The organism is Variovorax sp. 10N432, from assembly GCF_056394465.1.
The window spans coordinates 176,359-200,710 of record NZ_JBFTHX010000001.1; the positions used below are offsets into that span (position 1 = coordinate 176,359).

At 66.7% G+C, this 24,352-nt stretch carries 21 protein-coding genes; 13 read left to right on the forward strand and 8 right to left on the reverse strand.

Annotated features, from left to right (window positions below; genetic code table 11):
- Positions 1-6 precede the first annotated feature (6 nt).
- Both AC1DF3_RS00870 and AC1DF3_RS00875 read left to right on the forward strand, forming a co-directional pair.
- Positions 7-2,892 carry an ATP-binding protein gene (locus AC1DF3_RS00870; protein WP_478138572.1) on the forward strand — a complete coding sequence of 962 codons (2,886 nt, stop codon included), beginning with the start codon at positions 7-9 and terminating at the stop codon, positions 2,890-2,892.
- 50 nt (positions 2,893-2,942) lie between these two features.
- Complete coding sequence (locus tag AC1DF3_RS00875) at positions 2,943-4,922, forward strand: ATP-binding protein (protein WP_478138573.1); 1,980 nt, start codon at positions 2,943-2,945, stop codon at positions 4,920-4,922.
- A 185-nt stretch (positions 4,923-5,107) separates the two neighbouring features.
- Here AC1DF3_RS00875 and AC1DF3_RS00880 read toward each other — a convergent pair whose 3' ends face one another.
- Together AC1DF3_RS00880 and AC1DF3_RS00885 are read right to left on the reverse strand one after the other, a co-directional pair.
- Positions 5,108-5,989: a peptide arginase family protein gene (locus AC1DF3_RS00880; RefSeq protein ID WP_478138574.1), complete on the reverse strand. Its 882-nt coding sequence runs from the start codon at positions 5,987-5,989 to the stop codon at positions 5,108-5,110.
- A gap of 25 nt (positions 5,990-6,014) precedes the next feature.
- The gene (locus AC1DF3_RS00885; RefSeq protein ID WP_478138575.1) at positions 6,015-7,592 is read right to left on the reverse strand and encodes a Shedu immune nuclease family protein; all 1,578 of its coding nucleotides are present in this window, start codon (positions 7,590-7,592) and stop codon (positions 6,015-6,017) included.
- A 212-nt stretch (positions 7,593-7,804) separates the two neighbouring features.
- Here AC1DF3_RS00885 and AC1DF3_RS00890 point away from each other — a divergent pair, with 212 nt between their 5' ends.
- Both AC1DF3_RS00890 and thpR read left to right on the forward strand, forming a co-directional pair.
- Complete coding sequence (locus AC1DF3_RS00890) at positions 7,805-8,611, forward strand: hypothetical protein (protein ID WP_478138576.1); 807 nt, start codon at positions 7,805-7,807, stop codon at positions 8,609-8,611.
- Between the two features lie 293 nt (positions 8,612-8,904).
- Positions 8,905-9,429, forward strand: a complete 525-nt coding sequence (gene thpR / locus AC1DF3_RS00895) for an RNA 2',3'-cyclic phosphodiesterase (RefSeq protein WP_286531841.1) — start codon at positions 8,905-8,907, stop codon at positions 9,427-9,429.
- 13 nt (positions 9,430-9,442) lie between these two features.
- Here thpR and AC1DF3_RS00900 read toward each other — a convergent pair whose 3' ends face one another.
- Genes AC1DF3_RS00900 through AC1DF3_RS00910 form a run of 3 tightly spaced genes read right to left on the reverse strand, consistent with a single transcriptional unit; the run spans position 9,443 to position 13,370 of the window.
- Complete coding sequence (locus AC1DF3_RS00900; RefSeq protein WP_478138711.1) at positions 9,443-10,840, reverse strand: L-serine ammonia-lyase; 1,398 nt, start codon at positions 10,838-10,840, stop codon at positions 9,443-9,445.
- A 4-nt stretch (positions 10,841-10,844) separates the two neighbouring features.
- A complete protein-coding gene (locus AC1DF3_RS00905; protein WP_478138577.1) occupies positions 10,845-12,014 on the reverse strand; it encodes a M20 aminoacylase family protein in 1,170 nt (389 codons plus the stop codon).
- A gap of 21 nt (positions 12,015-12,035) precedes the next feature.
- On the reverse strand, positions 12,036-13,370 hold the full coding sequence (locus AC1DF3_RS00910; protein ID WP_478138578.1) for a DUF3100 domain-containing protein: 1,335 nt from the start codon (positions 13,368-13,370) through the stop codon (positions 12,036-12,038).
- 116 nt (positions 13,371-13,486) lie between these two features.
- Between AC1DF3_RS00910 and AC1DF3_RS00915 the strand changes: the two genes are divergently transcribed.
- Positions 13,487-14,434 (forward strand): LysR family transcriptional regulator, encoded by a 948-nt coding sequence (locus tag AC1DF3_RS00915; protein ID WP_478138579.1) that lies wholly within the window; start codon positions 13,487-13,489, stop codon positions 14,432-14,434.
- On the opposite strand, the gene AC1DF3_RS00920 is transcribed toward AC1DF3_RS00915, so the two are convergent.
- From AC1DF3_RS00920 to AC1DF3_RS00930, 3 genes are read right to left on the reverse strand one after another with little or no spacing between them, the layout of a single operon-like run.
- The gene (locus AC1DF3_RS00920; RefSeq protein ID WP_286531845.1) at positions 14,425-14,898 is read right to left on the reverse strand and encodes a tetratricopeptide repeat protein; all 474 of its coding nucleotides are present in this window, start codon (positions 14,896-14,898) and stop codon (positions 14,425-14,427) included. The genes AC1DF3_RS00915 and AC1DF3_RS00920 overlap by 10 nt on opposite strands.
- Positions 14,899-14,905: 7 nt before the next feature.
- Positions 14,906-15,934, reverse strand: a complete 1,029-nt coding sequence (locus tag AC1DF3_RS00925) for a phospholipase D-like domain-containing protein (RefSeq protein ID WP_286531846.1) — start codon at positions 15,932-15,934, stop codon at positions 14,906-14,908.
- Between the two features lie 7 nt (positions 15,935-15,941).
- Positions 15,942-17,840 carry an ABC transporter ATP-binding protein gene (locus AC1DF3_RS00930; protein ID WP_478138580.1) on the reverse strand — a complete coding sequence of 633 codons (1,899 nt, stop codon included), beginning with the start codon at positions 17,838-17,840 and terminating at the stop codon, positions 15,942-15,944.
- Positions 17,841-17,942: 102 nt separating this feature from the next.
- On the opposite strand from AC1DF3_RS00930, the gene AC1DF3_RS00935 reads away from it, so the two are divergent.
- The 8 genes from AC1DF3_RS00935 (at position 17,943) to AC1DF3_RS00970 (ending at position 24,331) form a co-directional block, all read left to right on the forward strand.
- Complete coding sequence (locus AC1DF3_RS00935) at positions 17,943-19,427, forward strand: sensor histidine kinase (RefSeq protein WP_478138581.1); 1,485 nt, start codon at positions 17,943-17,945, stop codon at positions 19,425-19,427.
- Positions 19,424-20,047 carry a response regulator transcription factor gene (locus tag AC1DF3_RS00940; protein WP_286531849.1) on the forward strand — a complete coding sequence of 208 codons (624 nt, stop codon included), beginning with the start codon at positions 19,424-19,426 and terminating at the stop codon, positions 20,045-20,047. Before AC1DF3_RS00935 ends, AC1DF3_RS00940 begins: the two co-directional genes overlap by 4 nt.
- 140 nt (positions 20,048-20,187) lie before the next feature.
- A complete protein-coding gene (locus AC1DF3_RS00945) occupies positions 20,188-20,715 on the forward strand; it encodes a GlcG/HbpS family heme-binding protein (RefSeq protein ID WP_286528996.1) in 528 nt (175 codons plus the stop codon).
- Positions 20,716-20,720: 5 nt separating this feature from the next.
- Positions 20,721-21,407 (forward strand): ankyrin repeat domain-containing protein, encoded by a 687-nt coding sequence (locus AC1DF3_RS00950; protein ID WP_478138582.1) that lies wholly within the window; start codon positions 20,721-20,723, stop codon positions 21,405-21,407.
- 55 nt (positions 21,408-21,462) lie between these two features.
- Positions 21,463-22,089 (forward strand): FMN-binding negative transcriptional regulator, encoded by a 627-nt coding sequence (locus AC1DF3_RS00955; protein ID WP_478138583.1) that lies wholly within the window; start codon positions 21,463-21,465, stop codon positions 22,087-22,089.
- A gap of 7 nt (positions 22,090-22,096) precedes the next feature.
- Positions 22,097-22,306 carry a hypothetical protein gene (locus AC1DF3_RS00960; protein WP_436411617.1) on the forward strand — a complete coding sequence of 70 codons (210 nt, stop codon included), beginning with the start codon at positions 22,097-22,099 and terminating at the stop codon, positions 22,304-22,306.
- A complete protein-coding gene (gene tadA, locus AC1DF3_RS00965) occupies positions 22,296-23,399 on the forward strand; it encodes a tRNA adenosine(34) deaminase TadA (protein ID WP_286531853.1) in 1,104 nt (367 codons plus the stop codon). Before AC1DF3_RS00960 ends, tadA begins: the two co-directional genes overlap by 11 nt.
- Complete coding sequence (locus tag AC1DF3_RS00970) at positions 23,396-24,331, forward strand: LD-carboxypeptidase (protein WP_286531854.1); 936 nt, start codon at positions 23,396-23,398, stop codon at positions 24,329-24,331. Before tadA ends, AC1DF3_RS00970 begins: the two co-directional genes overlap by 4 nt.
- Positions 24,332-24,352 lie beyond the last annotated feature (21 nt).

Sequence of the window (24,352 nt, forward strand, 5' to 3'; positions counted from 1 at the left end):
ACAACAATGAAATTGAAGCCTTGGCGCGAAATCGCAATTCCTCATGAAGATGTCCTCAAGGGTACTTTTCAACAAGCCGAGTTCGCAGCCGACATCTCTCGAGTCCATCAAGGAACCGCGACGCCGGAATACCAGGATGCTGCGCTCTTCTTCCAGCGCACATTCATCACCGAGGGCATGCGGCTTCTGCTGGATTCGGTGGTCAAACGCCTGGCGGGCAAAGGCGGCGATCCAGTCGTTCAACTGCAAACCGCTTTCGGCGGTGGCAAGACCCACACGCTTCTCGCGGTGTATCACTTGGCTAAGGGTGAGACGCCGGCCGGCAAGTTGCAGGGCATTCCCCCCATCTTGGATGCGGCTGGGATCGCTGAGCTGCCCAAAGCCCGCGTGGCTGTGCTCGATGGAGTGGACCTGCTCGACCTGGCGAGCAAGCCGCGTAAGCGCGGCAAGTCCACGATCAAGACCATCTGGGGCGAGCTCGCATGGCAACTCGGCGTCGACGAGTCCTTCGCCATCGTCAAGGAGGCCGATGAGAGCGGAACCGCTCCGGGCAAAACGACGCTGACAGAACTGCTGGCGGGCAACTCCCCGTGCATCATCCTGATAGACGAGCTCGTCCGCTATTTCTCGCAGTTTGAAGAAGGCAAGACGCTCTCGGGCGGCACCTACGACACGCAGCTCTCGTTCATCCAATCGCTGACCGAGGCCTTGAAGGCGGTCCCGACGGCCATCTTGCTGGCGTCGTTACCGTATTCGGACCGCGAGGCGGGCAGCCAGCAAGGGGTGAAGGCGCTTCGCGCGTTGGAGCACTACTTCGGCCGCGTGCAGGCCTTGTGGAAGCCGGTGGCGACCGAAGAGTCGTTTGAGATCGTGCGCCGGCGGCTTTTCGCTTCTGTGTCAGACCGCCTCGCGGCGGAGGAGGTGTGCCGCGCCTATGCCGACTACTACGCGGCCAATGCGGCCGACCTCCCGCCGGAGACCCAAGAGGGCAACTATTTGGAGCGGTTGAAGCACGCCTACCCCATTCACCCGGAGGTGTTCGACCGCCTGTATGAAGACTGGTCTTCACTCGACAGTTTCCAGCGCACGCGCGGCGTTTTGAAACTGATGGCCAAGGTGATCCATCGCCTTTGGACATCTGGCAACAACGACTTGATGATCCAACCGGGTAGCTTGCCGCTGTTCGACCCTGACACCAGAAACGAGGCAATCTATTATTTGCCGCAGGGGTGGGACCCGGTTCTCGAACGCGACATCGACGGCGAGCGCGCGGCGACGACTGAGATCGACAACTCCAAGCCTCTCTTCGGTTCCATCCACGCTTGCCGCCGATTGGCGCGAGCGGTGTTCCTGGGGTCGGCGCCTGATTCCGGCGCGGTCGGCGGAGCCAAGCACCATCGCGGCATTGAACTTGAGCGAGTGCTGCTTGGGTGCGCCCAGCCCGGTCAGGTGGTCGGGCATTACAAGGATGGCATGCGGGCGTTGGTGGACAAGCTGCAATACATCAACAGCGCCAGCAACCGCTTCTGGTTCGACACCCGGCCGAACCTGCGCCGGGAAATGGAAGACCGAAAGCGCCGGTTCGACCTGCGCGACGATGTCTACCCCTTCATCAGGGAGAAGCTTCGCTTTGCAGGAGGCGTGTTCGACGGCGTGCATGTCTTCACGTCGTCGTCGGACGTGCCTGACGACCTGCAGTTGCGCCTCGTGGTCTTGCCTCCCGAAGCCACGTTCAGCAAGGGCGCGCAGTCGGCCGCGATCGACGCCGCCTCGGCCATCTTGAAGAACCGTGGTGATTCTCTGCGCCAGAGACAGAACCGCCTGATCTTCGTTGCTCCCGACACCGATAGCCTCGCGCGGCTGAAGGACCAGGTCACTTCGGCGTTGGCCTGGAAATCGATTGTTGCGGACGTGAAGGAGGGCCGCCTCAACCTTGACCAGCACCAGACCAAGTTGGCCTCGAACAGCTTTGATCAAACGAGCGAGGCTCTAGGGCGCATGGTTCGAGAGACATACAAGTGGCTGCTCGCGCCGTCGCAGGAGGTCAAGGCCAGCTCCGGCATCGGCGACATTGAATGGGATCACTTCCAGATTAATCCGGCCGTCGTCAATCGCTCGGAGGAGATTGAGAAGATTCTGAAAGAGAACGAGCTACTCATTACCGAGTGGGCGCCCATACATCTTTCCAAGATGCTGCAAGCTTGGTTTTGGAAGGATGGGGCATCCACGGCTGGCGCTGTCGATGTGTGGCAGAAGTCGTGCTCCTACCTCTATCTCCCGCGCCTCCGCGAGGCTGAGACGCTTCGAGCCACCATTGGCGCAGGCGTCGATTCGAGGGACTTCTTCGGCATCGCCTATGGGCAAGATGGGGAACGCTACCAGGGCTTCCATTTCGATCAGCCCACGCCTGTTATTTTCGATGACGCGTTGCTGTTGATCGAGCCAAAGGGAGCTTCAGCCTTTGCCGCCATTTTGGCTGAGGAGGCCGCTGCGCGAGACGCAGAGGCCAAGGCAAAGAATGCTGGCGGCAGTTCAGCCGGCGAAGGCGGCAAGGCCGAAACGGGTGGCGGATCAAACACTACGACCGTCGCTCCTGATCGTGGCAGCCCCCCAGGCCCCGAAGACACGTCGGAAACGCCCACGAGTGGCGGATCGGCCAAGAAGACCATGTTCTTCGGTTCGGTCGATCTTGACCCGCTCAAAGCCAAGATGCAGTTCTCCAATATTGCCGACGATGTGCTGATGCTGTTCATGAAGAAGCCTGGCGTGAAGATTCGCATCTCTATTGAAGTCGAGGCTGAATCTCCCGCTGGATTTGACGATGGCCTCCAACGCTCGGTGCGCGAGAACTGCGACCAGTTGAAGTTCAAGAACCGGTCATTCGAAGACTGACGCGGGGAGCGCCATGGGTCCAGCATCGACATTTTTGGGAGAGATCAACCATGGCTAGGCCCAAGAAGGCAGACACATCGACAGGATCGTTCTTCGAGGAGGACTATCTTGTTCGCACTCTCGGGCGCATCGCCCACGACCCCGAGGTCGCGCTGACGGAATTGGTCGCTAACGCGTGGGACGCGGGCGCTTCTCTGGTGGATATCACGGTGCCCGGCGTGAGGGAGACGGCTTTGGTCGTTCAGGACGACGGGCACGGCATGAGCGCAGCCCAATTTAAGGGCAGGTGGATGCGCCTGGGCTACGACCGGATCAAGCACCAAGGCGTACAAGTGGAATTCCCTCCGGAGCGCGCCGACTGGCGGCGCAAAGCCTATGGCCGCAATGGCGTCGGCAGACATGGTCTGCTGTGCTTCGCCGACCACTACGAAGTCGAGACCTGGCGCGAAGGGAAGGGCGCGGGCTTCGAGATCGGCACCCAGAGCAGCGAGACGCCCTTCAAAATCATGAAAGAGACGACATTCCTGCGGTCCAGCCACGGCACGCGGCTGTCGGTTGTCGTCGAGCGGCATCTGCCCGACGAAGGCCGCATACGAGAAATCCTGTCGGCCCGATTTCTTCACGACCCGCAGTTCGTCCTCAGGGTGAATGGGCAATCGGTTTCGCTGGCCGACCAATCGGGACTGATCGAGCGGGCTCCGCTGAGCATTCCGGGCTGCCCTTCCGCGGAGGCCTTCGTGGTGGATTCGTCGCGGGCCGCCAAATCGACGATCTACCAGGGCGTCGCGTTTTGGGTCAATGGCCGGCTTGTCGGCTCTCCAAGCTGGGTGGTTGGCTCCGAGGCCGTTATTGATGGCCGAGCACGCTTTGCCAAGCGCTACTCCATCGTGGTCAAGACCGACGATGGTTGGACCAGCGAGATCGAGCCCGATTGGGCTCGCTTCAAGGCAGGCGCCAAGACAGACGCGCTTTTCGAGGCCGTGCGCCAATACGCGCAGCAGGTCTTCGGTAAGCTATCGTCGGATTTGGTGGAGGAGAGCTCCGAGGAGGCCTTGGTCCGCAACCGAGAGGAGTTCAAGGGGCTCTCGCAGCTCGGGCGCATCGAAGTCGCAAGCTTTGCGCGCGACCTCGTCAAATCCAATCCGACGGTCCACCCGGACACGCTGTCAGCAGCCGTCCAGGCGTTGATCAATTTGGAGAAGTCCAGAGGCGGCGCGGGCCTGCTTGAGAAGCTCACCAAGCTCGATGACTCCGACATCGAAGGGCTCGACCGCCTGCTCAGCCAATGGACGGTTCGGGACGCGCTGTCGGTGCTCGACGAGATCGACCACCGACTGGCCGTAGTGACGGCCATCGAGAAGCTTTGCGGCGATCCGGCGACCGACGAGCTGCACACGCTGCATCCGCTGGTCACTCAGGCCCGATGGCTCTTTGGCCCCGAGTTCGACAGCAGTGAATACGCCTCCAACGTGAGCCTGCGCACGGCCACAGCAAAGATTTTCGGTAAGCGCGTTTCCACCACTGCTTTTGCCAACGCCAGGCAGCGGCCCGACATCGTGTCGCTGGCCGATGCCACTTGCTCCGTGGTGGGCACCGAGGCATTTGACTCGGCGAACTCCAGTTTGATGCGCATCCAGGACGTGCTGATCATCGAGCTCAAAAAGGGCAAGTCGGCCATCGGACGCGAAGAGATGAACCAGGCGGACGGCTACATCCAAGACTTTCTGGGCAGCGGCGCGTTGGACGGCACGCCCACGTTCAGAGCCTTTGTCGTCGGTTACGAGATCGCGCCAAAGACCGCTCGGGAAAAGGAAATTAAGGAAGAGAGTGTCCTTCGCGGCAAGGTGATGGCGACCACCTACGGGCAGCTCACCAGAACGGCGCATCAGCGGCTCTTCCGCCTCAAAGAGCGGATTCCGGCGCGGTATGAGGACGTGTCGGGCGCCGACCTGTCGGCCAGGGTCATGCAGGCGGCGACACAAGCCCCCTTGTCGCTTGTCTCGACGAGCGCTGATCAACCAAAGGCTTGACGCAGTCGACGGCCCAGAAACGGCGCTTCTTGCTGCCCGCAATAGTCCGTCCGAACGCGAGTTCCCCTGCTTTTACTCCCTGAGCAGGTCCATGCCTGATGGTTTCAATCCACTCCTCCAGCGATGGGTGAGGGGTTCTTCATTGAGTCGCGGAACCAGCGTTCCCCCGCTTGCGCCCCGGGTGGTCACAAGGCGTGATCAATATGGGCCAGCAGCTCTTGGAGAAGATCGTCCGCGTCCATCACGTCGTCATCGTCGAGCCAGAGCTCTTTTACGCATTCGGCTTCTGTGGCGATGGTGATGGCGGCGGCGTTCTTGATCAGCCGGTAGAACGTCGCAGAATCCTGTGGCGATATGGCTCGCCGGGTGTGGAAAGCATCCAGGTCGATGTCGAGGATGTAGGGCGCGGCTTCCAGATTCGCCAATCCAATGCAGCTTGAAATCTCCGAGCCGCGAGCGAGTTGGTCGTCGAGGTATTTGCTCTCGATGATCTCGTGGGATTGCTGGAGATTGCAAGCATCGTTGTGCGGCATGGCGTGGCATCCGATGAAGCAGTCGAAGGGAAGGGCATAGATCCGGTTCGATGTTGGCGTGTAAGACATCGGCCGCTGCGGCACTGGGACTGATGGAGGATTGGGCCAGTTCTCACCCCGGCTCTTTTCGTAGGCAATCTGCTCGACCGACGGCGTGGCCCCAGAATCGCTCAGTTGGATGCAGAAAGCGCTATCGAGCGTGCCTGAGCATGTGGCCGCGTCGATGTGCTCGTCGTATTTGAGCTTGGTGATGGCGTCGATGACGCTCTGATCGCCTCGCCAATCGATCTGGGACACAAGGCTAAGCCGAAACGCCTCTTGGTCACTCACGCGGCCTTCGTGGGCTTCCCAATGAGCATGGCCCAGGAATGCTTCATAGGTGTCTGTGTGATGGTCGATGGTAATCAGGTTGGGAGCGTTAGCCATCGAACGCCGGACAAGCGCCCAAGCTGCGAGCGCCTTGTGGTGGTCGTCCACCACAAAGATGTCCTTACCCTTAATAGCGTGTAGCGTGAAGAACTGGCTTAGCGGCATGTTTTCTCCTCACCAGAAAATGCAATCAAAACAGGTCGTCGTTGGCGTCTTCAGCGTCTCCAAATTCGACGGTTGGGTTTTCTGGTTCGTAGGAAGCATCTGCCTCAGGGAGCGTTGCTTCACCGGCAGACATCAGCCGATGGAGCTGTATGAGCTTTTCAAGAAGTTCATCGAATGTGATAACCGCCACGTCTTTCGAGGAGTGCCGAAACAGGTCCAGCGAGCGCGTTTGCGCGAGTTCGGTCGGCACCGTCCCGACGATCACGATGCAACTAACGGAAGAGACATGCATGCCCTCCATTGACGTGTCTTGCGACACCTTCGAGGCGAAGTAGTGAAGCAACTGGGCGCGTTGGTCGAGGACCTGCGCCATCGATGCCGTCAAGTCCTTGTGTGGCGCGTGCAGGTCGCCACGGTAAGGCTTGGCATCCACAAGGCCTGCGGATGGACGCTTGATTTCAATGAGGGCTAGGTTCCCGGTGAATCGCTGGGCCATCAGGAAGTCCACGATGCTTTCGCCATCGCCCCGGATGGTTGTTCCCCCAACGTTTGCCTGGTCCTGAAACAAGATGACCGGAAAGGGAAACGCGAGGCCGAGGATGAAGGGGTTGGCTTTGAAAAAAGCTTGCCACTTTGGTTCTGGCAGGTTTTTGGACAACATTTCTTCAAACTTGCCAATGAGCTCCTTCAACGTGACCTGTTCGATGACTGCCTTGAGTCTGAGCAGTTCAGATGGCCGCTCGGCGGCGATTTTCTCGGCATCGTCCCGAACTACTTGTGCGGCGGCGAGTCCATCCTTTGCGTTGCGGCTAGGATTGCGGCCACGCAATTGGACAAGATCGTAGATTTCGCCCGGTTTGACGTTCGGAAAGCGCCGCGCAAACTGATCGGGAAGCGCGGCGTGGAGCGTTGCGTTGTATGCGGCGAGCCTGCGGTCGCGCAGTGATCTCCCGCTGGCCCGACCCGTGATCGTGTCGATGGCTTGGCGGATCGACGTAAAGCGATCGACGCCGAGCCGAAATACTGGAAGCTCAACACTAGCACCGTCGCCTGGTTCGATGACCAGCTGCGTCACACCGACCAGCTCGAGGATGGCTTCGGGGATGAGCCTGTATTCCCATTTCAAACCAAGCCCATACTTGGCGTGCCGCCCAAAACCTGTCGGAAGCCTTTTGAGCATGCCGTCAAAGTCTTCGACAGATTCTGGCAGCGCCCAGAGCTTGCGGTCCTCTGCGACGACTGTGATGGATGTTAGTTCGTCATATTTCGGGTCAAGGAATTCGTGTCGGTGTGACGCCGCCACAAGCGGATACATGGTGAGCTCTCGGCGGGTCACCCGAGCGAGCAGCACGGTCCGCTTGACCATCTCATTCGTCTCGAACGAGCGAGTTTCACCATGAGCGTAAAGCTCCACGCAATCTTCGCCGTTTGCGTTGGAGGGCTGCAGAGTAACGAGAAGCCCGTTGGGGTCTCGGTTCCTGCCCACCTCTTCACGCTCAGGATTGTCGTCGGGCTGTTGCGATTCGTTGTTTTCGGTGTCGTTGTCCAAGTCCCAATCGAAATCGTCGGGTGCATCGATCGGCGCGGTCGTCTTTTTGTTCATTACCCTGGTTCCATTCAGCGGCGAAAGTCGGGGTGCGGCGCGCCTCGACAAGTGCAAAGATGCTCGGATGGTGGCAGGCGGTATCGAAACAGGCTTCGCAATCGATATTTTGCGCGAACGTGCCCGACGACGAGTTGCCGTGTTTGCCGGCGTTCGCGGTGGGGCGCTCACGTACGATGCCGGTCACGACCACAAGAAGAGGACCACCACACATGAGCCGCAAAGATCCCCCGCCCCTGCGGCCGCTCACCGATCTCGAGCGCCGCCACTACCGCGATGAGCTCAGGTCAGGGCGGTACGCCGCCTTGGCGGATGCCGAGGGCTTTGAGCAGATCTGCTTCTCGCTGGAGGCGCTTGGCCTCCGCCTGTTGGGCCTGCAGGGTGACCTCGGTCAGTATGAGGACCGGATTGCCTTCTATGCCCGGCTGTCGCCAATACTGACCGAACTCGCCAAGACGCACCCCTCGGGCTTCAAGTCCTTCGAGGCGCTCTACGACACGGTGCGCAAGGCCCGAAACGACAACATGCATCTAGGCGCCTATGCGCGCCATGCGACGGTCGCGGCCATCGAGCTGTGCATCGGTCTGGAGGACGCTTTGATGGTGGATGTGAAACCCACGGTCGGCTATGTAATGGTCAAGTCGCCGATCACGGTGGAACCCTGGCAACCCGTTGCCCATGCGCGGCAGCTAATGCTCATGCACTCTTTCTCCTTTCTCCCGGTGCGGCATCGGCAGGCGTGGCATCTGCTGTCAGAGTTAGCTTTGGCCCAGTTCCTGAACGCCAGCCAGACAGCCAGGAGGACGCGGTTGGGGTTGACGATCGAAGAGGCCGCCGATCATGCGCCGATCCTGGAACTGGTGCCGGTGGCGCAGGATCGGCTGCTTGCGGCGCAAACCACCATCAGCGAAGTGCTACAGGGCGCGAAGGCCATCGGAGGCCCGACCCTCTGGCTGGTGGTGGAAGACGGGCGTGAGGATCGCCTGGCGGGCGTGCTGTCGCCTTTTGAACTAATGTAGAGCGGGCCACACGCGCGCGATAGCTCGGCACAACTGCCGGTCTGAAGTTCGGAAGCGGGTAACGAAGACGCGCAGAGTGCTGTTGCAAACTCCGGCGATCGTTGACGATTGATGCGCTGGAGTAGTCGCCCCGCAGACCGAGTCCATCTCCCGCGCCAGCAAAAGCGCTCGTTTTTCGACGGTAGAAGTGACGGTAAAGTACGATGTCCCGATTCCACAAAGCTAGCATTCATACGGGTTTCCAGCTCTCGGAAACCATTGAGTGGGAGTGAGTTTCGACGCTGGGCGGGCCGATGGACAGCCTGTTCTTCGCCCTTCAGCCGGAGCCCGCAGCCGCTGGCCGGGCCGTCGAATTGGCCGAGGGCCTGCGCGCCGCCCATGACCTGAAGGCGCAGGCGACCGACGCGCAGCGGCTGCATGTCACGCTGCATCACCTGGGCGCGCTGCGGCAAGAAACCCTGGCCCGCGCGCTGCGTGCCGCCGCGACCCTGGACTGCCCGGCATTCGAAGTTCGCTTCGACATGGCCACGAGCTTCAAGTCCGGCGCGAAGAAGCGCCCGCTCGTCCTGCTCAACCGGGAAGCACTGCAACCGCTGCAGGATTTCCGGTCCACCCTGGGGGTTGCGCTGTCCCTGCACGGGGTGGATGTCGACACTGGAAGCTTCACCCCGCACCTCACGCTACTTCGCGACGCGCGTGCAGTGCCTGAGCAGCCGGTGGGGCCCGTGGCCTGGAAGGCCCGCGAATTCGTCCTGCTCCAGAGCCTCGTCGGCCAGGGGCGGTATGTGGTGCTCGGGCGCTGGCCCTTGAACGGTTGAAGATCGCGGCCGCTCAGCACTCCACCACATTCACAGCCAGCCCCCCCAGCGACGTCTCCTTGTACTTCGACTTCATGTCCTCGCCGGTCTGCATCATGGTCTTGATGACGGCGTCGAGCGACACGTAGTGGCTGCCGTCGCCGCGCAGCGCAAGCCGCGCCGCATTGATGGCCTTGACCGCGCCCATGGCGTTGCGTTCGATGCACGGGATCTGCACCAGCCCGCCGACCGGGTCGCAGGTCAGGCCCAGGTTGTGCTCCATGCCGATCTCGGCCGCGTTCTCGACTTGCGCCGGCGTGCCGCCGAGCACGGCCGCCAGTGCCCCGGCGGCCATCGAACAGGCGACACCGACTTCGCCCTGACAGCCGACTTCGGCACCCGAGATCGACGCGTTGGCCTTGTAGAGCATGCCGATTGCGGCCGCGGTGAGCAGGAAGTCGACCACGCCATCGTCCGAGGCGCCGGGGCAGAACTTCCGGTAGTAGTGCAGCACCGCGGGAATCACGCCCGCCGCGCCGTTGGTCGGCGCCGTGACCACGCGGCCGCCGGCGGCGTTTTCCTCGTTGACCGCCATCGCGAAGGCATTGACCCAGTCCATCGCGGCCAGCGGGTCGGCGCCAGCGGCACCCGCATCGCGCGCCAGCAGCTCCCGGTACAGCTGCGGGGCACGGCGGCGGATGTTGAGGTTGCCGGGCAGGCGCTCGGAAGCGCTGGCGTTGTCGATGCCGAGGCCGCGCCGCACGCACTGCTGCATGACCTCCCAAATGCGCAGGACACCGGCGCGGACCTCGCCCGGGGCGCGCCAGGCGCCTTCGTTGTCCAGCATGAGCCGCGCCACGCTCAGGCCCTGCTGGCTGGCGCGCGAGATGAGCTCGTCGCCGGTGCGGAAGGGATGGGGCCATGCGAGGCCGGCCGAGGTATCGGCCGGCGCCGCGGCAACCCCGCCTTCGACCACGAAGCCGCCGCCGACCGAGAAATAGCAGCGGTCGGCCAGCACCGAGCCCGCGGCATCGAGCGCCACCATCCGCATGCCGTTGGGATGCTCGGCCAGCGATTCGTGGCCGACGAACGCGATGTCGCGGCCCGCTTCGAAGCCGATCGGATGGCGGCCCAGCAGGGCCAGCTGGCCGCTGCGGCGCAGGGCATCGAGCCGCGGCCGGACGCTGGCCGGGTCGACGCTGTCGGGCGCCTCGCCCATCAGGCCGAGCATCGCGCCCACGTCCGTCGCATGGCCGTGCCCGGTCGCACCGAGCGAGCCGTAGAGCCGAACCCGCACGCCGGCCGTCGCCGCCAGCAGTCCTTCGGCATCGAGCGCGCGGGCGAACATCAGCGCTGCCCGCATCGGCCCGACGGTGTGCGAACTCGACGGACCGATGCCGACCTTGAAGATGTCGAAGACAGACAGCATCAGCGCACTATGCGGCCGAAAGCTGCTGCTTGACCAGTGCCACCCAGTAGGCGGCGCCGAGCGGCAGGATCCGGTCGTTGAAGTCGTAGTAGGGGTTGTGGATCGGCGGATCGTCCGGCCCCTCGCCGGCGCCGATGCCGATGTAGGCGCCGGGCCGCTTCTGCAGCATGAAGGCGAAGTCTTCCGAACCCATCGCCGGCTTGATGTCGGTGTGGACCTGGGCCTCGCCGACCAGGCTGGCGGCGGCGGCGGCGGCGGCCGCGGTCTCGGCGGCCGTGTTGACCACGCCGGGGTAGCCGCGCATGTACCTGAGCGCCACCTCGGCGCCATGGGTCTGGGCCATGCCGGCGCAGATCTGTCCCATGGCGGCCTCGAGCCTGTCCTGGATCGCGGCGTCGAGCGTGCGCGCCGTGCCGCGCAGCACCACGCTCTCGGGCACCACGTTCCAGGTGTCGCCGCCGTGGATCTGGGTCACGCTGACCACCGCCGAATCGGTGGCGGCGACGCGCCGGCTCACGATGGTCTGCAAGGCGTTGACCAGCTGCGCCGAGATCATCACCGGGTCGATCCCGGTCTCGGGCATCGCGCCGTGGCACCCCTTGCCGGTGATCACGATCTCGAAGGTGTCGAGGAAGGCGGTCATGGTGCCGGTGCGAATGCCGAACTGGCCGCGCGGCATGCCGGGAAAGTTGTGCATGCCGTAGACCGCGTCGGCCGGGAACTGCTCGAACAGGCCTTCGTCGACCATCCGGCGGCCGCCGCCTTCGTTCTCCTCGGCCGGCTGGAAGACGAAGTGCACCGTGCCCTTGAAGGGCTTGTGCCGCGCCAGGTGGTCGGCCGCGCCGAGCAGCATCGCGGTGTGGCCGTCGTGGCCGCAGCCGTGCATCTTGCCCACGCAGGTGGACTTGTGGGCGCGCTCGCCGAGCTCGGTCATGTTGAGCGCGTCGAGGTCCGCGCGCAGCGCGATGCTGGGGCCATCGCCGTTTGTGAGCGTGCCGACCACGCCGGTCCCGGCCAGCCCGCGGTGCACCGGGATGCCCATCAGCATCAGGGCATTGGCCACCACGTTCGCGGTGCGGTGCTCCTCGAAGGCGGTCTCGGGGTTGGCGTGGATGTCGTGGCGCCAGGCCAGCATGCGCTGGCGGGTGTCTTCGGCAATCTCGGTTTCGCGGTACATGGGCGTTTCGTCTCGATGGGGTCAGTGGAAGAATTCGGCGATCAGGGTCGCGCCGAGGAAGGTGCCGGCGGTGGCGGTCAGCGAGACCACCACGATGCGCCAGCCGAGCTGGCGGAACATCGGCAGGTCCTTGGCGACCGAGAAGCCGGCGAGTGCCAGCACCGGCGTGGTGAAGGCCAGAAAGTTGAGCTTGGCCGTGACCGCGATCAGCGCATCCGAAAACGGCAGCAGCCCCGGAATGCCGGCCACTGTGGCGACCAGCGAGAGCACCAGCACCATCGGCATCTTCGGCAGCAGGCGCTTGACCAGCCCGACCACCGCCACCACGGCGATGACGGCGAGCATGCCGGCCAGCGACTGCAGCACCGGCACCTTGAACGACAGCAGGTTGCCGATCATGACGCCGCCGGTCATCACGACCCAGGCGACCAAGGTGTCGGCGAAGCGCATGTCGGGGGCGGCGACGCCGGCCATGCCGGAGAGCGCCGCGGTGTCGGCCTGCGGCCGTTTCGAGAAGCGGCCCAGCACCGGCTCCAGCTTGCCGTAGAGCCAGACGCACACCGGCAGCGAGAGGAACAGCGTGAAGTAGAAGCCGACCACCGTGGTCAGCAGGTTGGAGGCGGCAGCGATGGCGGTGAGCTGCTTGACCATCTCGGGCGGCTGCTGGGCGCTGATGGCGCCGATCGCCGCCGCCATCAGGCTGCCCGAGCCGACGCCCGCGCCCATGGCGAGCGAGCGCGGATCGAAGATGTGCAGGCTGGTGACGAAGCCGGCCAGCACCGCGATGAAGAGGGCGCCGAGCACGGTCCCGGTGATGTACTCGGCCAGCACGCCGCGGCCTTCGGCCGAGGTCATGCCGTACTTTTCTCCGATGATGGCCAGGTTGCCCTCGCGGCCGACCGAGAAGGTCGCGCCCACCGCCTCGCGCTTGATGCCCAGCAGCAGGGCCAGCGGCAGGCCCAGCGCCAGAGTGCCGAAGGCATGGCCGAATTCCTGGAACACCAGGGCCCAGCCGGCCTCGCGCACATAGGGCAGGGCGGCGCCGACCGTCAGGCCGAGCTTGACGATGAACAACAGCAGGCCGGCGTTGAGCAGGCCGCCGGCATAGGCCTGGAGGCCGGTGTCGATGCGCGCCATCGACGGCGTGCGGCGCGCGGCGATGCCCCAGGCCGCCGCCAGCAGCAGGGCCCAAAGCATCGGCAGCAGCACCACCTTGCCCGGGCCGAGCTTGAACTGCGCGGAGCCGATGAGCTCGGCGACCGCGACCACGATCAGGGCCACGGCAACGAGCTTGAGTTTGCCCGGGACGGAGGTGCCCGACGGTTCGGACGCGAGCGCGGCAGTGGCGGAGGTCATGGAATTCGAGTGGCTGGAGTGGATGCCCGGCAAGTCTCAGAGAAAGAAGCCGTTGCATCAATGACTAAAATCCAGGATCTTTGTTGCATTGAATGCAACACTCACCGGATCCGACCATGGACGACAAGCTGGACACGCGGCGTTTGCGCTACTTCATGCAGGTGCTGGAAAGCGGCTCGGTGCGCGGCGCGGCCGAGGTGCTCGACATGGACCCCTCGGCCGTCAGCCGGGCCGTGAGCCTGCTCGAGAAGGAATGCGGCACGGTGCTGCTCGAGCGCCGCGGGCGCGGCGTGGCGCCGACCGATGCCGGCGAGCTGCTCTCGGTCTACCTGCGCCGCCAGGAGAGCCAGAAGCAGCACCTGCTGGCCCAGATGGACGCCATCCGAAAGGTCGAGCGCGGCCACATCGACATCGTCGCCGGGGAGGGCTACATCGACTGGCTGATGCGCAACAGCCTGCAGGCCTTCATGCGCTCGCATCCGGCGATCACGGTCTCGCTCGAAGTCGGCAGCAGCGACGAGATCGTGCGCCGGGTGATCGACGAGCGGGCCCACATCGGGCTCTTGTTCCAGCCGCCCAGGGACGAGCGGCTGCGCTCGCACCATTCGCACCCGCAGCCGATCCAGGCGCTGGTGCTCGAGACCCATCCGCTGGCGCGCCTGGGCCGGCCGCTCCGGCTGGCCGACCTGCTGCCGTACCCGGGGGCCACGCTGCAGCGCAGCTTCGGGGTGCGGCAGCACATCGAGGCGGCCGAGATCGGCGAAGGCGTGCGGCTGCCGACCCTGCTGACGACCACTTCGTTCAGCGCGCTGGGCTACTTCGTCGTCGCCGGCCTGGGCTATGCGCTGAGCACCCGCATGTCGCTGCCGCCGCACCTCGACACGGCCGCGGTGGTCGAACTGCCGATGCGCAATCCGCTGCTGCACCAGGGCCGCTCGCACGTGATCTCGCGCCACGGCCGGATGCTGGCGCCGGCCGCGACCGAACTGCTGCGGCTCATCGTGGACGACATGGTCCGCACGATGGGCGCGGCCACCCGCGAAGCGCAGCCCGGTCAGGGCTGAGGCACGTACTTGTTGCCGGCCGCCTTGTAGCGGGCGATCGCCGCCTGCAGGTCTTCGAGTTCCTCGCAGGGCACGGTGCAGATCTTGGTCAGTCTGGCCTGCCGCTCCTCGGCCCGCGGCAGGTCGCCCAGGATCAGGAACAGCTCACCCGAGTATTCGAGCGCGCCCCGGTGCATCGGGTCGATCCGCAGAGCGGCGTCGTAATAGCGTCCGGCGGCCGCATAGTCGGGGTTGGGGCCCTTGCGCACGCTGTAGCCCATCAGGTTGTTCCAGTCGGCACTGCGGGTGTCCTTGACGCGCTCGAGTTCGGCGATCGCCGCCGGCCAGTTCTTGGCGGCGATCTGCGAGCGGGCGCCGGCCAGCTGCAAGGTCGGTGGCGCCGAGAAAGTGTCGGCCGCCTGCGCAGCCTGCATGGCCATCGCGGCCAGCACCGCTCCGCAGGCGGAAGCAAGGGGCTTGTTCATGGTGCGCTCACTCCTTCGACTTGTGCTTTTTCGGCTTGTCCGGCGCCGGTTCGTCGACGCCGTCGAGCACCAGCTTGCTCGGATCCAGCTGGCGCTTCTGCAGGTCGTGCAGCAGGCCCGCATCGCTGAGGTCGATCTTGTGCGAGGCGGTCCAGTCGCGCTGGGCGGTCTCCGCCAGCCGCTGCACCGTGCCTTCGTGCTCGGTCTCGATCGCCAGTTCGCGCCGGCCGTCAAAGCTGCCCGGCGCCAGGTTGATCGAGCCCACGATGGCGCGCTTGCCGTCGGCCAGCATCATCTTGGCGTGCAGCTTGAGGTGCTTCATGGTGTGCACCTTGGCACCCACGTCCTGCAGGATGCGCAGGCCGCCGACGCCCTCGATCAGCTTCTCGGCCTTGAGGGAATGCGGGGGCTTGGTCAGGATGTGGACCTTCACGCCCCGGGTCGCCGCCCGCACCAGCCGCTCGATGATGACCATGTCTTGATAGCGCTCGTTCTGCACCCAGAGCGAGTCCTGGGCGCCGTCGATGAACGCGGCGACGCGCTGGCGGCCGTTGTCGGGGCACCAGATCAGGCGCGACTCGGGATGCGGCGTGAAGTCCTCGTGCGCCCAGTCGGCGTCGAAGCAGTCGACCATCTGGCGGGTCTCGAGGTCGTGGGTCGTGACGACCGCGTAGTCGCGGGTCTCGGTCAGGTCCTTGGGCTCCCAGTTGAGCGATTCGACGAAGCCCACCTGGTCGTCCACCACCATCGACTTCTGGTGCGTGAGGTCGAACTTCGGATTGCTGTCGCGGACCTCGATGCCCGCGTCCACGAGCGCCTGGCGCGCGGCTTCGTTCTCGGTCTCGCCGGTTCGCCGTGCCGGGTTCAGCATCACGCGCACCTTGACGCCGCGCTGCTTGGCGGCGATCACCGCGCCGATCAGCGTATCGTCGGTGAACAGGAACATCCGGATGTTCAACGCCGACTTGGCCGCGTTGATCGCGTCCAGGATCGGCTTGGCGGTGTCGTCGGGCAGAACGATCAGTCGGTGGGACATGGCGGCCTCATGAGGTGGCGGCCGCGTGGGCCGCCGGGTCTTCGTACTGGATGCGATGCAGCTCGGCATAGACGCCGCCGAGGGCCACCAGCTCGTCGTTGGTGCCTTCCTCGACCACCACGCCGTCCTTCAGCACGATGATCTTGTCGGCGTTGCGCAGGGTGCTCAGGCGATGGGCGATCATGATCACGGTGCGGCCTTCCATCAGCCGCTCCAGGCCCTCGATCACCAGGCGCTCGGACTCGGTGTCGAGGGCGGCGGTGGGTTCGTCCAGGATCATGATCGGGCTGTTGCGGATCACGGCGCGCGCGATGCCGATGCGCTGGCGCTGGCCGCCCGACAGCGTGTCGCCGCGCTCGCCGACCAGCGAGTCGTAGCCGTGCGGCATGCGGGCGATGAACTCGTCGGCGTTGGCGAGCTTGGCGGCGGCGACGATCTCCTCGCGGGTCGCGCCCGGCTTGCCGTAGGCGATGTTCTCGCCGATGGTGCCGCGGAACAGCACCGTCTCCTGCAGCACGAAGCCGATCTGCGCGCGCAGCGCCGCGAGCTTGTGGGTCGCGATGTCGACGCCGTCGATCAGCACGCGGCCGCTGCTCGGCTCGTAGAAGCGCGGCATCAGGCTCACGACCGTCGACTTGCCGCTGCCCGTGGGCCCGACGATGCCGACCACCTGGCCCGGCTTGATGTTGAACGAGACATCGCGCAGCACCGGCGGCTCGCTGCCGTAGCCGAAGGCCACGTGCTCGAAACTGATCTCGCCCCGCGTGCGGCCGGGATCGGTGGCGCCGGGATGCTCGCGGATGATGTCGTCGGCGCCGAGGATCTTCTGGATCCGCTCCAGTGCCACCGTGGTCTGCGCGATGGTGCTGGCCATCCCGGCCAGGTCCTTCACGGGCTTGAAGAACTTGCTCAGGTAGGCGAGGTAGACGGTCAGCGCGCCGGCCGTCATGGTGCCGGCGATGATCAGCGAGGTGCCCTTCCAGAGCACGATGCCGGTGCACAGCGCCACCACCACCGCCACCACCGGCGACAGCAGCGACTTGATGCGCCGGGCCTTCAGTGCGGCCTCGGTGCTGGCGTGGCTGGCCGCCGTCATGTGCGTCAGCTCGAGATCCTGGCGGCCGAAGGCCTTGATCGCGCGCACCGAGCCCAGGCCCTCCTGCACCACGGCGACGATCTCGCTCTGCTTGACGCGCACCTCGCGCGTCACGTCCTTCACGGCCTTCTTGAAGCGGAACACGAACAGCAGCAGGAAGGGCATCACCGCGATCGCGATCAGCGTGAAGTCCCAGTCGAGCCAGATCATCAGCCCCAGCATGAAGACGATCGTGACGATGTCGACGACGATCGACAGCGTCGAGGACGAGGCGAAGCTCTGCACCGTCGCCACGTCGCTGGTGATGGTCGACATCAGGGTGCCGGTCTTGGCGGTGTCGTAGAAAGCCAGCGAAAGCCGGTGCAGGTGCTCGTAGATGCGCAGCCGGAGGTCGTTGGCGACCCACTGCCCGATGCTGGTCGTGAAGTAGTTGTCGATGTAGGTCGCGATGCCGCCGATGACCGCGATCGCCAGTGTCGCGATGCCGGCGAACAGCGCGACGCCGAGCGTGTGGCGGCCGATGCCCAGGTCGTGCGCCCATTCGAGCCAGGCCGGCAAGTGGTGCGTGCCGAGCGCGTCGTCGAGCACCAGCTTCAGCGGCCAGGGTGCGGCCAGGCTCATCGCGATTTCGACCAGCATCGCCGCCAGCACGATCGCCAGCCAGCCGCGGTAGGGCTTGAGCAGGCCCAGCACCAGGCGCGTGGTGTCCTGGCCCTGCGACAGGGCGGCATGCCGGGCCACCCGGGTGGCCGAATGCTGCGGCGTCTCCGGGGCCGCCGGCAGTTCTGCGGGTAGAGGAGGTGTTGACATGCGGAGCCTGGAGGGTGGACGGCGCCTGGGATTGTGGACTCAGGTCCGCAGCCGACGCAAGCACCGGACCCGGCCCCGCGGGCCCGGGCACAATCCCCCGCCATGAGGCAATGGTTGCGTACGCAAGGGGGCTGGTGGCTCGCATGGCTGCTGGTCTCCGGCGCCGGCGCGGTCTGGCTCGCGCGCGGCGAGCTCCGGCAGCTGCGCGAGGATTTCGAGGTCAATGGCCGCATCGCCCACCGGCTCATGAGCCAGCAGGTGGTGCAGTACGACGCCGTGCTGGCCACGCTGGCGCTGCTGGAGCCGGCGCCGGGCGCGGCCCGCTCCGAGCGTCGCCTGCCGTCGGTCTACCCGTCGATCCTCGATGTCGAGCGGCGCGAGGCCGGCGGGTCGTGGCCGGACCCGTCGCTGGCCCCCGCCGAGGCCCGCTCGCGCCAGTTGCAGCGTCCCGAATTCGTCGCCGACGACTTCGCGAGCGGGCGCTACCGGCTCGTGATCGGCGCCTTGCCGATCAGCTATGCGCTGGCCATCGACCTCGCCACGGCCGTGCCCTGGCGCGACTGGCCGATGGACCCGAAGACCAGCCCGGTGCGGGTGACGCTCGAGTACGCGGGGCAGCGCTTCGTGGTCCAGCCGGGCGCCGCGGCCGCCGAGGGCGGTTGGCATTTCGACTTCCGCAAGGTGCTCGCCTCGGACAGCCAGGCCTTCGAGCTGGTGGCCGAACAGCGGGTCCCCTGGACCGGACTGCCCTGGACCGCGATGGCTGCATGGTCGCTCGCCATGGCCGCCGCGCTGGGCGGCGCCTACGCGCTGCGGCGCCAGCGCATCGCGCGGCGCCGCGCCGAGGAACTGCTGCGGCTGGGGCAGGTCGCGCGGCTCAACGCGCTCGGCGAGTTGGCGGCCGGGATGGCCCACGAGCTGAACCAGCCGCTGACCGCGGTGCTGGCCAACACCCAGGCCGCCCAGCGGCTGCTGGCCGAGGAGCCGCCCGAACTGGCGACCGCGCGCTCGGCGATGAAGCAGGCGGCCGAACAGGCGCGCCGGGCCGCCGACGTGGTGGGCCGGCTGCGGCGGGTGATCGAGCGCCCCGACCGGCAGGCCGAGCTGCGGCCCGTGGCGCTGCAGGATGTGCTGCGCAGCGCGCTGCACCTGCTGGCGCCCGAGATGGCCAGGCGTACCGTGACGCCGTCCATCGACGACGCGACGGCGGCGCCGGTCTGGGTGCTGGCCGAGCCGGTCGCGCTCGAGCAGATCGTCCACAACCTGCTGATGAACGCGCTGCAGGCGCTCGAGGAGGTGCCCGCCGGCGAGCGCCGCCTGCAGCTGTCCATCGGCATCCAGGCCGGCCGCGGCCTGCTCGCCGTCAGCGACAACGGCGCCGGGTTGTCGCCGGAGGCCCTGCCGCGCGTCTTCGAGCCTTTCTTCAGCACGCGCGAGGGCGGGCTCGGGCTCGGCCTGAGCCTGTCCGAGACACTGGCGAGCGGAATGGGCGGCGCGCTCGAAGCGGCACATGCCGAGCCGCGCGGCGCCCGTTTCACGCTGCGGCTGCCGCTCGCCGGCACCAGCGCCCAGGAGATGCATCGATGAGCGGACCCTTGTCCCCGCTGATCCACCTGATCGACGACGACCTCGCGGTGCGCGAGAGCCTGGCGCTGCTGATCGGCACAGTCGGCTTGCGCACCCAGACCTGGGGCGATCCGCAAGCCTTCCTCGACCAGTTCGACCGGGCGAGCATCGGCGCCATCGTGCTCGACGTCCGCATGCCCGGCATCGGCGGGCTCGCCCTGCTCGATGCGCTGGTGGGGCAGGGCGTCGACCAGCCGGTGATCATGCTCACCGGCCATGGCACTGTGGAGATGTGCCGCCGCGCCTTCAAGGCCGGGGCGGCGGAGTTCCTCGAGAAGCCGGTCGACGACGAACAACTGCTCGAGGCGCTGCAGCAGGCGGTGCGCCGGCACGTCGATTCGCGCGAACGCACGCAAGCCGACCAGGCCGCCCGCGAGCGCTACCAGCAGCTGTCCGAGCGCGAGCGGGAGGTGCTGGGTTTCATCGTCGCCGGGCTCACCAACAAGGAGATCGCGCGCGCGCTGGCGCTTTCGCCGCGCACCGTCGAGACCCACCGGGCCAATCTCTTCGCCAAGCTCGAATGCGATTCGCTGGCGCAGCTGATCCGGCGCTACGCGGGGTTGGTCGAAGCCACTGGCTGAACGGTCATCGTTCCGCTCCGTATTTCTACGGAGCGGCGAGGGTAGCCGTACGAATGGGCGGCGGGGGCTGCAGTTCCTAAAGTTGCGCCACCGTCGGCGATGTGCCGGCGCGATTCGATCCCAACCTTCCGGAGAACCCCATGAACCCGTCCCTTCGCCTCGGCAGCCTCGCCGTCCTGCTCGCCGCTTCCGCCCTGGGCGTCCAGGCCCAGACCGCGACGCCGGCACCGGCGCCGAGCCCGGCCGTGCGCGCCGAGAAGAACATGTCGCTCGAACTGGCGAACGAGATCGCCGGTGCGGCGGTGGCCGCCTGCGCGGCCAACGGCTACGCGGTCGCGGCCACCGTGGTCGATCGCGCCGGCACCGTGCGTGCCGTCCAGCGCGCCAACAACGCCGGCTCGCACACGCTCGGCGCCAGCGAGCGCAAGGCCTGGACCTCGGCCTCGGCCAAGACGCCGACCCTGGCGATGATGGAAAACGCCCAGAAGAACCCCGCCGCCGCCAACCTCGTGAACATCCCGGGCTTCCTGTTGCTGGGCGGCGGCGTGCCGGTCAAGTCGGGCAACGAGGTCATCGGCGCCGTCGGCGTCGGCGGCGCGCCGGGTGGCCACCTCGACGAGCAATGCGCCAACGCGGCGCTCGACAAGGTCAAGGGCCAGCTGGGTTGATTCCGATGAAGGCCGTTGCTGTCGCTCTGGCACTGCTGGCCGCTGGGCTGGCCGCTCCGGCGGCGGCCCAGGTGGCGCCGGCCGCCGTCGAGGCGCAGGCCTACCAGGGCCTGCACCGCGCCGCCTGGCGTGGCGACCTGCCGCAGCTGAAGGCGCTGATCGCCGGCGGCGCCGACCTCGAGGCGCGCGACGCCATGGGCCGCACGCCGCTCCACGTGGCCACCTACGCGCGTCAACGCGAGGCCATCGGCGTGCTGGCCCGGGCCGGCGCCAGGCTCGACGCGTTCGAGAACGACCGCTACGACGCCGTCACCATCGCCGCGGTCGCCGACGACGTGCCCACGTTGGCGCTGCTGCTGTCGCTCGGCGCCAACCCCGGCCAGACCACCAGCCGCTACGACGGCACGGCGCTGATCGCCGCGGCCCATCTCGGGCACGACGAGGTGGTGCGCCGGCTGATCGCGGCCGGCGCACCGCTCGACCATGTCAACAACCTGCACTGGACCGCGCTGATCGAAGCCATCGTGCTCGGCGACGGCGGACCGCGCCACCAGCGCACCCTCATTGCGCTGGTCGACGCCGGCGCCAACCTGCAGCTGGCCGATCGCCAGGGCCATACGCCGCTGCAGCTCGCGACCGCGCGCGGCTACACCGCGATGGTCGAAAAGCTGCGGGCCGCAGGCGCGAGATAGGGGCGGCTCGGGGACAATCGGGCGGTCCTTATGACGGATCGCAGGATCAAGCCCCATGTACATGCCTCCGCAGTTCAACGTCACCGACCGCGCCATCGCCGCGCGGCTCATGCGCGACCATCCGTTCGCCAGCCTGATCTCGAACGACGACCAGGGCCTTCCCTACGTCACGCACCTGCCGCTGGTGCTGGAGGAACGGGGCACGGATGACTTCGTGCTCTGGGGCCACTGCGCCAAGCCCAATGCGCAGTGGCGCTACCTGCAGGCGCGGCCACGGGCGCTGGTGAGCTTTCTCGGCCCGCATGCCTACCTGTCGCCTTCGGTCTACCCCGACCTGGCGCGGGTGCCGACCTGGAACTACCTGGCCGTGCACTGCACGGTCGAGGCGCGCCTGGTCGAGGGCGCCGACGAGAAGGACGCGCTGCTCAAGCGCCTGATCGGCCAGCACGAGCCCACGTACGCGCAGCAATGGCGCGACCTTGGCCAGGACTTCCAGCACAAGATGCTCAACGGCATCGTCGGTTTCGAGCTGACCGTGACCGCGCTGCAATGCAAGGTCAAGCTCAACCAGCATCGCAAGGAATCGCATGCCGCGACCTACGAGGTCTACCGCAACGGCACGCCCGACGAGCGCGCGCTGGCGGACTGGATGAAGACGCTCGGCATCACCGGGGAGGCCTGAGATGCGCATGTTGGGGTTGGCAGGATTGCTGGTCGCGCTGGTCGTCGTCGGGCTGCTGGCCAGGAAGCAACTGGGCGGCGTCGCCGCGCCGGTGCTGCCGGCCGCCAGCGCTGGGGCGGGTGAGGCACGGGCGCCGAACCCGCAGCAGATCCAGCAGCAGTTCAAGCAGTCGCTCGATGCCGCGATGCAGGCGCGGCCGGTCCCCGATGACAACTGACGCCGACTGGATGGCGCTCGCGCTGGCCGAGGCGCGCCAGGCGGCGGAGGCCGGCGAAGTGCCGATCGGCGCCGTGCTGGTCAAGGACGGCCGGCTCGTCGCCAGCGGACGCAATGCGCCGATCGCGCTGCACGACCCGAGCGCGCATGCCGAGGTCAATGCGCTGCGCGCCGGCGGGGCCGCGCTCGGCAACTACCGGCTCGACGGCTGCGAGCTGTTCGTGACCCTGGAGCCCTGCGCGATGTGCGCCGGCGCCATGCTGCATGCACGGCTGGCGCGGGTCGTGTTCGGCGCCGCCGATCCGAAGACCGGCGCCGCCGGCTCGGTGATCGACCTGTTCCGCGAGAGCCGGCTCAACCACCGCACGGCCGTGCAGGGCGGATTGCTCGCCGCCGAATCGCAGGCGCTGCTCCAGGACTTCTTCCAGGCCCGTCGCTGCGCCGCGCGCGAGGCGGCCGAGCCCTTGCGCGACGACGCCTTGCGCACGCCCGACGAGCGTTTCGCCGGACTGGCCGATCTGGGCCCCGCGCCGCGCCAGGTGAGCGAGCTGCCGAGCCAGCGCGGCTGGCGGATGCGCTATCTCGACGAGGGCCCACGGGATGCGCCCTGCACCTGTCTCTGTCTGCACGGGCCGGGCGAGTGGCGCTACTTCTTCCGCCACCTGGCAGGCGCCGCGGGCTTGCGGCTGCTGGTGCCCGACCTGATCGGCTTCGGGCAGAGCGACAAGCCCAAGCGCGAAGCGGTGCACCGACTCGAATGGCACTGGCGCCTGCTGGCCGAATGGCTGGCGTGGCTCGAACGAACGCAACAGCTCGCGCCCGGTCCGCTGGCGCTGCTGCACAGCCCCGGCGCCGCCGCCTGGGCCGCATCGCTGGCCGAAACCCTGCCAACCCGCTTTGCGCCCGTGATGGCCGTGCCGGACGGCGCCGCCCCGGTGCCGGACGCCTGGCACGCTCCATTCCCCGACCGCGGCTACGAGGCCGGGCTGCGGGCCCTGGGCCCGATCCCGAAGCGCGCCTCCGGCCCGACGCCGGCGCAGGCGAGCGCCCTGGCCCAGCGGGTGCGCGAGGCAATGGGATACTTCGGCCCGTGAAAAAACACATCTACATCTATTCGCCCTCCAGCGCCGTGCGCGACAAGGCCGCCTTCAAGCGCGGCGTCAAGCGGCTCCAGGCCCTGGGCCACGAGGTCGAACTCGACGAGGCCGTTCTTGCCACCCACCAGCGCTTCGCAGGCGACGACGCCACGCGGCTGGCGGCCATTGCGCGCGCCGCGGCCAGCGGCGCCGACGTGGCGCTGATTTCGCGCGGCGGTTACGGACTCACGCGCATCCTCGACCAGATTCCCTACAAGGCGGTGGCCAAGGCGATCGATCGCGGCACCGAGTTCGTCGGGCTCAGCGACTTCACCGCCTTCCAGAGCGCGCTGCTGGCCAAGACCGGCGCCGTCACCTGGGCCGGGCCCGCGGTCGGCGAGGACTTCGGCGCCGAAGCCGGTGCCGACGACATCATGGAAGCCTGCTTCGACGACCTGCTGGGCGGGCAAGGCGAGGGCACCGGATGGCGCATGCCGGCGCGCGACAGCGCCGACCTGCCGGCCTTCCGGTCCATCCACGACGCGGTGCTGTGGGGCGGCAACCTGTGCGTGCTGACCAGCCTGCTAGGTACGCCGTGGTTTCCCGCCATCGACAAGGGCGTGCTGTTCCTGGAGGACGTCAACGAACATCCTTACCGGGTCGAGCGCATGCTCGACCAGTTGCGTCACGCGGGGGTGCTGGGGCGCCAGAAGGCGATCGTGCTGGGGCAGTTCACGGGCATCCGCAAGGTTCCGCACGATCGAGGCTTCGGCATGCAGGGGGTCGTCGCCCGTCTGCGCGGCCTGGTCAAGCCGCCGGTGCTGACCGGACTGCCGTTCGGCCACGTGCCGACCAAGGTGCTGTTGCCCGTGGGCGCGAAGGTGGAAGTGGCCGCCGACGGCCGGGACGTCTTCATGGTCTGGGGCCACCGGCACCCTCACCATCACTGAAAACAGGGCTGGCCCGCTGGC